Origin of the sequence: Vibrio sp. 10N.222.48.A3, from assembly GCF_041475345.1 — a bacterium.
GTDB lineage: Bacteria > Pseudomonadota > Gammaproteobacteria > Enterobacterales > Vibrionaceae > Vibrio > Vibrio tasmaniensis_A.
On sequence record NZ_JBFRVX010000213.1, the window covers coordinates 1 to 11653 of the forward strand.

General features: G+C 44.4%; 11 protein-coding genes and 2 pseudogenes. 6 read left to right on the forward strand and 7 right to left on the reverse strand.

The features are described 5' to 3' along the window. A pseudogene (locus tag AB4653_RS07415) lies at positions 1-152 on the forward strand (ion transporter); the annotation flags it as partial. A 39-nt stretch (positions 153-191) separates the two neighbouring features. Here the strand turns inward: AB4653_RS07415 and AB4653_RS07420 are convergent. Beyond that, positions 192-1709, reverse strand: coding sequence for an inorganic triphosphatase (locus AB4653_RS07420; RefSeq protein WP_009848973.1), 1518 nt, complete (start codon positions 1707-1709; stop codon positions 192-194). A 207-nt stretch (positions 1710-1916) separates the two neighbouring features. On the opposite strand from AB4653_RS07420, the gene AB4653_RS07425 reads away from it, so the two are divergent. The 3 genes from AB4653_RS07425 (at position 1917) to AB4653_RS07435 (ending at position 4805) form a co-directional block, all read left to right on the forward strand. Next, complete coding sequence (locus tag AB4653_RS07425; RefSeq protein WP_029223984.1) at positions 1917-2597, forward strand: TIGR00153 family protein; 681 nt, start codon at positions 1917-1919, stop codon at positions 2595-2597. A gap of 128 nt (positions 2598-2725) precedes the next feature. After that, positions 2726-3988 (forward strand): inorganic phosphate transporter, encoded by a 1263-nt coding sequence (locus AB4653_RS07430; RefSeq protein ID WP_012603189.1) that lies wholly within the window; start codon positions 2726-2728, stop codon positions 3986-3988. Positions 3989-4193: 205 nt separating this feature from the next. Continuing rightward, positions 4194-4805, forward strand: a complete 612-nt coding sequence (locus AB4653_RS07435; protein WP_017098289.1) for a TIGR04211 family SH3 domain-containing protein — start codon at positions 4194-4196, stop codon at positions 4803-4805. Positions 4806-4935: 130 nt separating this feature from the next. On the opposite strand, the gene AB4653_RS07440 is transcribed toward AB4653_RS07435, so the two are convergent. Continuing rightward, the gene (locus tag AB4653_RS07440) at positions 4936-5856 is read right to left on the reverse strand and encodes a general secretion pathway protein GspB (RefSeq protein WP_009847788.1); all 921 of its coding nucleotides are present in this window, start codon (positions 5854-5856) and stop codon (positions 4936-4938) included. Next, the gene (locus tag AB4653_RS07445) at positions 5856-7544 is read right to left on the reverse strand and encodes an ExeA family protein (RefSeq protein WP_009847789.1); all 1689 of its coding nucleotides are present in this window, start codon (positions 7542-7544) and stop codon (positions 5856-5858) included. Before AB4653_RS07445 ends, AB4653_RS07440 begins: the two co-directional genes overlap by 1 nt. Before the next feature lie 36 nt (positions 7545-7580). On the opposite strand from AB4653_RS07445, the gene AB4653_RS07450 reads away from it, so the two are divergent. Beyond that, a complete protein-coding gene (locus tag AB4653_RS07450) occupies positions 7581-8897 on the forward strand; it encodes a multifunctional CCA addition/repair protein (RefSeq protein WP_009847790.1) in 1317 nt (438 codons plus the stop codon). 100 nt (positions 8898-8997) lie between these two features. On the opposite strand, the gene AB4653_RS07455 is transcribed toward AB4653_RS07450, so the two are convergent. Genes AB4653_RS07455 through folB form a run of 3 tightly spaced genes read right to left on the reverse strand, consistent with a single transcriptional unit; the run spans position 8998 to position 10654 of the window. After that, positions 8998-9801, reverse strand: coding sequence for an undecaprenyl-diphosphate phosphatase (locus tag AB4653_RS07455; protein WP_009847791.1), 804 nt, complete (start codon positions 9799-9801; stop codon positions 8998-9000). 14 nt (positions 9802-9815) lie between these two features. Further along, positions 9816-10298: a 2-amino-4-hydroxy-6-hydroxymethyldihydropteridine diphosphokinase gene (gene folK, locus AB4653_RS07460; RefSeq protein WP_009847792.1), complete on the reverse strand. Its 483-nt coding sequence runs from the start codon at positions 10296-10298 to the stop codon at positions 9816-9818. Beyond that, positions 10295-10654 (reverse strand): dihydroneopterin aldolase, encoded by a 360-nt coding sequence (folB, locus tag AB4653_RS07465; protein ID WP_004735969.1) that lies wholly within the window; start codon positions 10652-10654, stop codon positions 10295-10297. Before folB ends, folK begins: the two co-directional genes overlap by 4 nt. 138 nt (positions 10655-10792) lie before the next feature. Here folB and plsY point away from each other — a divergent pair, with 138 nt between their 5' ends. Continuing rightward, positions 10793-11389, forward strand: coding sequence for a glycerol-3-phosphate 1-O-acyltransferase PlsY (gene plsY, locus AB4653_RS07470; RefSeq protein WP_009847793.1), 597 nt, complete (start codon positions 10793-10795; stop codon positions 11387-11389). A gap of 91 nt (positions 11390-11480) precedes the next feature. On the opposite strand, the pseudogene AB4653_RS07475 reads toward plsY, so the two are convergent. Next, positions 11481-11653 (reverse strand): annotated as a pseudogene (locus tag AB4653_RS07475) (alpha/beta fold hydrolase); the annotation flags it as partial.

An 11653-nucleotide genomic window follows, 5' to 3' on the forward strand; every position in this document is an offset into this window, starting at 1 on the left:
TTTCAGGGTTGATTACTTCTTTGATCACCTCTCCAACTCGCCATGACAATCAACGAGCTGAAAACAAAGAGAAGCACCTTGAGAAGATCATTGAGCAACAACAGAAAATTCTCGAACGACTAGAAAAGCTGGAACAACAAACAAAAAAATAGAGCCGAAGCCCTATTTTCAATTTCATGTTGTTATGAAACTCAGTCTTGCCAATACGGCTCAACTTCTACACTTATTTGGCGTGTCTGTTCCATCGCATGCAGAATAGACACCTCTTGACGAGCTAACCAACGCTCTAGCTGAACCTTCTCATCGCCTTCTAACTTCTCAGTCAAAGGCTCTAATGTTTTAAGTGCCAGCAAATCGTCAATACCTTGCACCATATCGGCCCATGGCAAGCGGAAACTGTTTCGTTCATCGTCATCATACAAACTCGCGAAACCAACACCAGAATATAGGTTTCTCATCAAACGATATTGCTGTTCAATATACGCTTGGCTAGTCATCACTCGCTCTGGCGGGAAAGCTTCCATCAAGTCGGCCCATGTGCGATCGAGTTGCTTAACCGAAAACCATTCGATACCACGTGCCATTTGTTCACGTGCTTTTTCGTCTAAGAATGGTTGCCAGCCACGAGACAAGATCCAGCGACTCAGATCTAGCAACAAACCAGTGTAACGAGCAGAGCTCAACAAGGTAAGCAGTTCTTCGCGATCGGGAAGTTGCTCTTGCATCTCTTTAAGTTCAGCGACCAAAAACTTACGCGCATCCAATTTACGCAGTACGTGGCCTTTATCTTCGAGCAAATCTTCGAAGTGGTCATAGCTTTTTAGCCAGTCGAGTTCTTGCTCAAGCCACTTAAGCTCTTGGCGTAAAATGGCACTCGCGCGTCTTGGGACAATGCCACCATAGATGGTGAAGGTTTGACGAATAAAACTCAGCGAGTGACTGATCTCATGTAACGCTTCAATGGATTGGCGCTCGGTGAAGATCTGCTCATGATAATGCCAATGAGCGAGAGCATGCTCTAAAGATTGAATGAAACACGATTCAACAGTATCACTTTTAGCAGTATCAACTAAGGTCAAAGGAGTGACTTCATCTCCTTGATAACCTTGAGCAAGGCGGTAACCCTTAGCGGCTTTGCTTAGATTACCTAAACGCATGCCACCTTGTTCACAGAATTGACGAGACAGTGTAAACAGAGCATCTGTTTGACCGGACTTAAGTTCCAATTCGACTTCACAAATCGGTTCTTGCAGTTCGCCTGATTCAACAAAACCTTGATCGAATGCGACCTCGACTTGACTGCCATCAGGCATACCAATCAACCACTGCTCACGTGTGAAGTTGGTAGAAAATAGAGGAGTCAACTCAGCTTCCAGCGTTTCGATGTCTTTGCCCGCTGGCCAGATGTCCTCTGGATGTAGGGCTAGCTTAGGTTCATTGCTGTCATGTTCTGCATTGTATTCAGGCCTTTGATGCAGGCCTGCAACCACACGACCAGCCGTCTTTACGGTCTGTACAAATACGTCATCAAAGCGTCGAATGCGCAAGCCAGTATCGTGCTTACGTAACCAGTTATCGGGGGTGTCAAAGTAGATGTTACCTAGCTCACGACAACTGTGCTGAAGTACTTTAGTTTCAGCAATTTTATTGCGTAAAGTCTCTGAAAAATCAGGAGAAACAAAAAACTTCAGTTCTATCTCGGTTTCCATAGTTATACCTTTCTGTGAAGATAGGGACAGGATATTGCCAATTTGAAAACTCAGCAAGTCAGAAATATCGCCCTTATGATGATCTAAAACAGTTTTAATGAGACATTGATTAGGTTAACATGCGCGACTTTGTAGCCATCGCTTAACATTTCACCATGAATATGGTGTATGTTGTTTTAAGGTTATTATTTATTAGGTTGGATGACCATGCCAGTAAATACAATTATGGGGTTATTTGCAAAGTCCCCAATTAAACCTTTGCAGCGTCACGTAGTATGCGTGAACGAATGTTGTTCTCACCTAGTTAATTTCTTTGAAGTTTCTTCAAAAGGTGACTGGGAGAAAGCATCAGAAATTCGAGCTCAAATTTCTCACCTTGAGAAAGAAGCTGACGTACTAAAACGTGAAATTCGCCTTAAACTTCCTCGCGGTTTGTTTATGCCAGTTGATCGCACCGATATGTTGGAGCTATTAACTCAACAAGACAAACTAGCAAACCTAGCGAAAGACATTGCTGGCCGTGTATATGGTCGTCAACTTGTCATTCCTGCTCCTATGCAAGAAAACTTCATCGCTTACGTTAAACGTTGTCTAGATGCAGCGAACCAAGCACAAAACGTAATCAATGAACTAGACGAATTACTTGAAACGGGCTTTAAAGGCCGTGAAGTAACACTCGTTGCTGAAATGATTCATCAATTAGATGTAATTGAAGATGACACGGACGCGATGCAGATCGAACTACGCCAACAACTAATGGCGATTGAAGATGGTCTGAATCCAGTTGATATCATGTTCTTATACAAAATTCTTGAATGGGTTGGTGGTATTGCAGATCAAGCACAGCGTGTAGGCGCTCGTCTTGAAGTAATGCTTTCTCGATCTTAAATCATACGTTAACTATATAACGAAGAGCATTTTTTGAACAAACCACTTATGCGCTGAGTATTTCTCTCGCTGAGCGGTTTTTTGCGTCTAAATTTGTTCCGCTTGTTATCAAACAACTAGGTATTACGATGGATATCCTTGCTAACTACGGCACTGTCCTGATTATTGTTGCAGCAGCTTTCGGTTTCTTGATGGCTATTGGTATTGGTGCAAATGACGTTGCGAACGCAATGGGCACTTCAGTAGGCTCTAAAGCTCTAACCGTTAAACAAGCGATCATTATCGCAATGATCTTTGAATTCGCAGGTGCTTACCTTGCGGGCGGCGAAGTAACAGACACGATCCGTAAAGGTGTTATCGAAACATCTCTGTTTGCAGATCAACCTGACGTACTTGTGTACGGTATGATGTCTGCACTACTAGCTGCTGGTACATGGCTACTTCTAGCTTCATACATGGGCTGGCCAGTATCAACGACTCACTCAATCATCGGTGCAATCATCGGTTTTGCTTGTGTGTCTGTGGGTACTGAAGCTGTAGATTGGAACAGTGTCCAAGGCATTGTGGGAAGTTGGATTGTCACACCATTGATTTCCGGTATCTTCGCCTATCTCATATTTGTCAGTGCCCAGCGACTGATATTCGATACAGAAAACCCGCTATTCAATGCGAAGCGTTTTGTACCGGTATACATGTTCATTACTACAATGGTCATTGCACTTGTAACGATCAAGAAAGGTCTTAAGCACGTAGGCCTTCATCTAACCGGTACTGAAGCATGGTTATGGGCTGCAGGTGTTTCTGCTGTCGTCATGATTGGCGGTTACTTATACATTCAGAAGAAGTTTGCTAACCGCGAAGAAGACCACGGTTTTACTGGCGTAGAAGGTATCTTCAGCGTACTAATGGTTATCACAGCTTGTGCAATGGCATTCGCACACGGTTCAAACGACGTTGCGAACGCGATTGGTCCACTGTCTGCTGTTGTTTCAACGGTTGAGCACATGGGTGAAATCTCAGGTAAGAGCACTATCGCATGGTGGATTCTTCCACTAGGTGGTATTGGTATCGTTGTTGGTCTTGCAACAATGGGTCATAAAGTAATGGCAACCGTTGGTACTGGTATTACAGAACTAACTCCTAGCCGTGGCTTTGCAGCTCAACTAGCGACCGCGTGTACGGTTGTACTTGCTTCTGGTACTGGCCTTCCGATTTCAACCACGCAAACATTGGTTGGTGCGGTATTAGGTGTAGGCTTTGCTCGTGGTATCGCAGCTTTAAACCTAGGCGTTGTACGTAACATCGTAGCTTCTTGGATTGTGACGTTACCTGCAGGTGCTCTACTTGCTGTTGTATTCTTCTACGCAATTCAGGCTATGTTTACTATGTAATAGCCCTGACGCTAGTCAATATTAGCGTCAGAAAACGGTGAGCTTCAGTAAAGATATGTAAATACCATGTCATTATTGACTCAAACGCACAGAAAGGGAGGCTTTGCCTCCCTTCTTTGTTGCACCATATAAAAAAACTAAATATTATTTGCTCATTGAGGCTGACTCATACGCCTACTCAATTTGAATCGTTAAAGGATTTACTGTGAAAAAACTGATTAGCTTAGTTTTGTTCGCAATGCTTGCGGCTCCAGCTGCCTTTGCTCAAGACCGTTATATTGCTGACAAACTATTTACTTATATGCACTCTGGCCCAAACAATACTTTCCGTATCATAGGTAGTATTGATGCCGGCGAGAAAATCACCTACCTGCAAACTAACAAGAGCACGGGTTACACTCAGGTTCAAGATAGCCGAGGACGTAAAGGTTGGGTTGAGAGTAAGTTCGTAAGCACAAAAGAAAGTATGGCGCTGCGCATGCCTAAGCTAGAGAAAGAACTCTCTGAAGTAAAAGGCAAACTGGCGAATGCTCGCCAAAGTGCTGACAGCGAAAAAGCAGGTCTCGCAAGCTCTCTAGACTCTCGCAACAAACAGATTGCTGAACTAGAGCAGAACTACAGTGAGATTAGCCAACAGCTAACGAGCTCTCAAACTGAGAACCGTCAACTACGCGCTAAGCTAGATACTCAAAAAGATGACTTACTATTGAAGTACTTCATGTACGGTGGTGGTGTTGCTGGTATTGGTCTACTTCTTGGCCTTGTTCTGCCACACATCATGCCTCGTCGTAGAAAGTCACCAAACGGCTGGGCGTAAGCCTCGCATTTGCTAGTAGGTTCAGTATCGAATATCAAAAAGGAGCACCGAGGTGCTCCTTTTTATTTGTCTGGATTTATCATTCAAGTCACAGCGCTAACATCAATCACAGTAAGTAATATCGATAGTACTAACCTTTCCACTCATACAAAGCTGGGATTTCTATTTTCTGCTGATTGAATTCAATGATTACCGATTGTGGTTTAATCTCAAGCAACTGAATACCCCGCTCGATCCATTCCCCTTGAGCAACTTCATGTCCATTCACTTTTACCCAACGCTTAGTTTCGCTACTCGAGTACATGTGAGTTTGTAAGTCTAACTTAGGTAATACACCAGACAATCTATTGCCATGTGTTTCTAAATCGATGACCTGAGAATCCATATTCCCCACAGGTCTAGAATCCATCGGTTCAGATGAAACCGACTGCTCTCCCATCATTGATTCAAGCTTCAACGCTAAATCGGGTGACAACTCGGTGAGGTCTAACCCTTTCAGTAAATCACGGTCCGATTGCAGCGTGGCATTATCATTATTCGTTCCAGGTTGAACTGACGGTTCAATAGATAATGGCTCTAAATTCGTTGCTGCTTGATTACTAGTATCTACATTTGCCAATATCGCTTTTGAGTCACTAGCGATATTACCGATGTCGGTGCCCATCTTTGCATGTATCTCTTGACGCGGTAGTGCTTTCAAAAGCTGGCTTACCGGTGCCGAGCGAACAGAGAATAATGCTTCATCGTCTGCATCCACTGACACTGCATCCACACTGGCAATGTGAGGCTCAAGGTCTGATTGAAGCTTTGATTCAGGCAGAGCTACGGGGCTAGCCGAGCCTTGCTGCTGCTGTTGATTATGCGACTGGTAAGCCAGAACGCCGCCCACCAATAAAGAAGGCACCAAGACAAGGATCAGTCCCATTGTTAACGATGAACCTCGTTTGTTGCTAATCCCTCTAGCAGAACTAGGCACGTGATGGTTTTGGTAACCTTTAAAACTAGGTTTATTATTAGAAGACTGTTTAAGCTCGTGCATAATACGTGACATTAGCTTTCGCCTCCTTCTAATGACATCAACTTAGGCGAGTCGAGTTGAGCTAATCTCTGCAACCTTGCTAAGGTGCGCTTACCTGCGATGCCATCAACAGACATACCCTGCCAAGTTTGAAACGCTTCGATTTTCATTTTCAATTCATAGTCAAATACATCACTGCCCGATACGTCTTCACCCAAGACTTCTGAAAGCAATAGATCAAGTAAAGCAACCGCCTCACCTTGATAGCCCTCTTTCAGGGTCTCTCTTAGCGGCTGTTTCCAAATCGCGACATAATCACCTTGCCAAATTTGCTTTAAGGTGCGCTTAGGCATCACCAATAGCTTTTCGTTGACTAGGAGCTCAACAGACTCCTCAGACGCGCCATAAAGTACAGCAAACACAGGTTCTTGACCTAATTCCAGATTAAGAACCACGGGAACTCCAAGTTCAATCAAATATTCTAAATTGGCTTGATGTTGCTCACATACAAATACACTTTGTTGTTCACTCAAACATAGCCAATCACGAAGCGAAGATTCATACCCCCAAAGCGTGTATAGGTCCCTAATTGCAAGCGTTTGATTATTCCCTTGCCTTAAGTGATTCTGAACATCTTGTGGTAGTGCAAACTTCGAAGCCTTGAGATCTTGAACCGATATAGATTTATCATCCAATATCGGTGCTTCAGCCACAAATGAGCGTTGAGTATTCGCCGCTACTTCCGTTTTCACTTCACTGGAAGTATCCGCAGGCATCCATGAACTAATATAGGTTGGGGCGAAGTTAAAGGTCGCGATTACAAGGCCGACACTTAATGTGGCAATCCCCGCGTATTGGATTAATTTTGGAACTACATGAGTAGCACGAGTTTTCTCGACGTGATACACATCGGCCTGAAAGGACATGACCTGCTGACAAGCTCGGTTAACCGTTTCATTACTCGGTGATTTATCACCATCATGGAAAGCCAATTGCAGCGCTTTATCACACACCAAGTTAATGAGCCTCGGAATACCATGGGTATATTGGGAGATAAGCTTGATTGAACGATTCGAAAACAACATCTGCTCACCACCAGCCGTTTCCAAACGAAACGCGATGTACTTACCCGTTTCTTCGATATTAAGAGGTAGTAAGTGATAGCGACCTGTAATCCGCTGCGCGAGTTGACGTAGCTGTGTGGTTTGTAAGTGTTGCTGTAATTCAGGTTGGCCAACCAACAGCACCTTTAATAGCTTACGACTATCGGTTTCTAAATTGGTCAGAAGGCGTAGCTGCTCCAACACATCAGCTGCAAGGTGTTGGGCCTCATCTATCACCAATAAGGTTTGAATGCCTTCAGCATGGCTATCAAGCAGGAAGTGATGAATTGCCTGACTCAGCTGTTTCAACGACGCTTGTTCAGGGTATTCGACCTCAAACTCATCGCAAATAGCTTCAAGTAGATCTGAATTGGAAAACGTAGGGTTGAGTATAAGGCCAGCTTGAGTCTGATTATCGAGTGATGACAACATCGCTTTGGCGACCGTTGTTTTTCCAGTACCCACTTCACCAGTAAGCATCGCGAAGCCCCCACCTTCGCCTAAACCGGCTTGTAGGTTCTGCATCGCTTCTTGGTGACGCTGACTCAAAAACAAATAGCGAGAATTTGGTACAATCGAAAATGGCATCTCAACGAAGCCAAAATATTCCTTATACATGTGCTGCCCTATAATTACGATTAATGGAAAGTACCATTGCTCGCAGTAAAGTCCAGCAGTGATAAAACATTTCGAGGTGATAAGTTGCAAATATACGATAGCCTACCAAAAGACAATGGGCTACAGCGCTATCTAGTCGGTGGAGCGGTACGCGATAAGCTGCTCAATATTGATAGTTATGATAGAGATTGGGTCGTGGTAGGAAGTACCCCTCAAGAGATGGAAAGCCTTGGCTTTACTGCTGTCGGGAAAGATTTCCCTGTATTCTTACATCCAAAAACCAAAGAAGAGCACGCACTGGCTCGCACTGAGAAAAAATCCGGTTCGGGTTATACAGGTTTCGAATGTTACTTTGCACCAGATGTGAGTTTGGAAGAAGATCTCATGCGTCGAGATCTAACGATCAACGCCATCGCTCAAGATGACAATGGCCAACTTTACGATCCTTACCATGGCCAAAAAGATCTCTCTGATCGTATTCTAAGGCACGTCTCGGATGCCTTTGTTGAAGATCCTCTTCGTGTGCTGCGTGTGGCTCGCTTCGCCGCCAAACTCCATCATCTCAACTTTACGGTTGCATCTGAAACCATGGTGATGATGAGTGAGATAGTGCAATCAGGTGAACTGGCACACCTCACTGCCGAACGAGTTTGGCAGGAGTGGCATAAATCTCTTAGTACTCCGCACCCTGAAGTGTTCCTTTCTATACTGAAAGAGTGTGGCGCATTAGCTGTTGTGTTGCCTGAAATTGACGCTCTATTTGGTGTGCCTCAACCTGAAAAATGGCACCCTGAGATCGACACGGGCATTCACACTCTGATGGTGGCTAAACAAGCAGCACTCTTAAGCCAGTCATTGCCAGTACGCTTTGCCGCTCAAGTACATGATTTAGGTAAAGGCGTCACGCCAGAAAGCGAGTGGCCAAGCCACAAAATGCATTGCCATACAGGCTTAAAAATCATTAAGAAGCTGTGTGAAAGAGTCAGAGTGCCCAATGAATTCAGAGACCTCGCACTGTTAGTGTGCGAACAGCATTCCAATATCCACCGTGCAGGCGAGCTAAAGCCAACCACCTTCCTCAAGGTTCTCAACAAATTCGATGTTTGGCGTAAGCCAGATAGACTCGACGATATACTGCTTTGCTGCCAGGCCGATCACGCAGGCCGAAAAGGATTAGAAGATCAGCCTTACCCTCAGAAAGCGCGTTTTGAAGTGGCTTACCAAGCAGCGCTTCAAGTCGAAGTGAAATCGATTATTGCCGATGGTTTTCAAGGTAAATATATTCGAGAAGAACAAGAAAAACGCAGAGCGGTCGCAATTGAAAGGGCCCTATCTGAACTCGCTGATAATTAAGCATTAGAAGATTGATAAACACGTATCAAAAAACCCGCTATTAGGCGGGTTTTTCCGTTTCAATCTGTAGGACCATACATGTGTCTTCGTAAGTCGAGCGCTACTGCATCATCAAGAAAGCGAATAGACCAAAACCTAAAATCAAGCGGTAAATAACAAACGGCGTCATACCCATACGAGAGATAAGCTTCAAGAAGAAGTGAATACAGATATAAGCACTAATGAAAGAAACCACGATTCCCGTTAGCAAAGTACCAACATGGATTGGATCACCACTGGTCACTAACTTCAGGCCCAAATAACCACCAGCCAGAGTGATGATTGGGATAGACATCAAGAAAGAGAATCGAGCCGCCGCTTCACGTGTGAAACCAAGGTAAAGTGCTGCGGTAATCGTTGCGCCAGAGCGAGACGTACCTGGGATGATCGCCATTGCTTGAGCAAGACCAATAAACAGCGCCTTTTTCCAACCCGCTTGGTATTCGTCATCACGCAGGCTTGAGTTCTTATCCACCCACCATAGCAACAGACCAAAGATAATGGTGGTCGTCGCTATCCCCCATGCACTGCGCAAGTAAAGCTCAACAATATCTTTCATCAACAAACCAAAGATACACGCAGGAATCGTCGCGAGAATGATCATCCACGCTAACTTCGCTTCTTTACTGCGATCGCCTTTAAACACTGAACCAAAGAATGCGCTCAACAGAGAGACCACTTCTTTACGGAAATAGATAACCACGGCTGCCAAAGTACCGACATGGACAGCCACATCAAAAGCCAAGCCTTGATCTTCCCAACCTAAAACAGCAGAAGGAAGGATTAAGTGTGCAGAACTGGAAATAGGTAAAAACTCAGTAAAGCCTTGCACCAACGCCAACATAAACGCTTCAAAATAACTCATTACTTGCCTTCAAATTATAGTTTCATATCTACAACAGAGAGTGTGTCTAATTGCTGCATATTCTGCCATATTTCACTGACGGTTCTTCCATCTTGCGGGATCACTCTCGCAGGACAGAGATCATAAAGTGGTTGTGTTACAAAAGAATATTTATAGATATCACTGCGTGGTAATTCTGGCTCGCTCTCAGAAACCACCTCTCCAAACAGCACAATATCAAGATCGAGCTTTCGATCTTGAAGCTTATGGGCATCTTGAGGGCGACCCCATTTAAACTCAATTTCACGGAGGTGCTGTGAAAATTCAGTCAATGAGAGTGATGTATCGATCTCAACCACAAAGTTATAAAACGAGTGGCTTTTAAACCCCACAGGCTCACAGTGATAGATCTTAGAGCATTTAAGGTTAGTCCCTAATGATTGAAGCTCTGTCCATGCCACCCTTGCATGCTTGTCGCGGTCTATGTTCGTGCCAACACCAACATAGGCTATTGTCATGCTTGACCTCTTTCGATGATCACACCCACGGCTTTTGCTTGTGGTACTGCGCCAGGCTTCGCTAGACGAATTTTAATCCAAGGCACTGAGAACTGAGTCATAATCAATTCAGCGACTTCTTCTGCCACACGCTCAACCAATAGGAATCGGCCATTCGCAATGTGGTCAAGTACGGCAGTGCTGACTGTCGAGTAATCCAAAGCATCGACAACATCATCACTCTTACCTGCTGGGCGATTGTCATGAGCCATTTCAATATCAAGCACAAGTTTTTGTTTAATCTCTTGTTCCCAATCGTAAACACCGATCGTTGTAATTACTTCTAGCTGTTCAATGAAAACTTTATCCAGTGCCATGACTTGTCCTTTTAGAGGTCGGATACCCATACCGGGGAAAAAAACGTATTATTTGCGTAATTCCAGATATGATATCAATTACTCTTAGATTGAGCATTATTTTCCCATCGTTAGGCTTATAACTGTTTAAGGAAAAACATGACCCCATTGGCACTCATCATGATTATTGCTGCCTATTTACTAGGTTCAATCTCTAGTGCGGTCTTGATATGCCGAGTCTTAAGACTTCCTGACCCAAGAACTGTGGGGTCCAATAACCCCGGAGCCACCAATGTGCTTCGCGTGGGTGGCAAAGGCGCCGCTGCGGCCGTCCTGCTTTGTGACATGCTTAAAGGCACCATTCCTGTTTGGCTTGGCTACTACCTCAAGATCGATCCCATCATTTTAGGTGTTGTGGCGATCGCAGCCTGCCTTGGTCATATGTATCCAATATTCTTCCACTTTAAAGGTGGTAAAGGCGTCGCAACCGCACTCGGAGCTATCGCCCCAATTGGATTCGATCTAACGGGCATGATCATGGCGACCTGGTTAGTTGTGGCATTTTTGTTTCGTTATTCTTCTTTAGCTGCACTGGTTACTGTGTTGCTCGCACCTTTCTACGCTTGGTTAGTCAAACCTCAATACACACTGCCTGTGGCCATGTTGTGTTGTTTGATCGTCCTACGTCACCATCAGAATATCCGCCGCCTACTCGATGGCAGCGAACCAAAACTCGGGCAAAAAAAATCGGCTTAAACTGTCATGTCTAAGCCGATCCATTTTTAAATTGAGATACGTTTAAACCAACGTAAATCTCTGTCGAGCAATACTATTCAATATCTAAAGCTTACAGCAGATGTTTATCTAAAAACGTCTTCAGCATTGTGTTCACAAACTCTGGTTGCTCTAGCGAACTAATATGACCAGCATCAGGAATCACCACTAACTCACTGCCCGTAATACAATCGTTCATTAGGTATGACTCAAGTGCCGGACGTGGTTTGTCTTCTTGCCCTACAG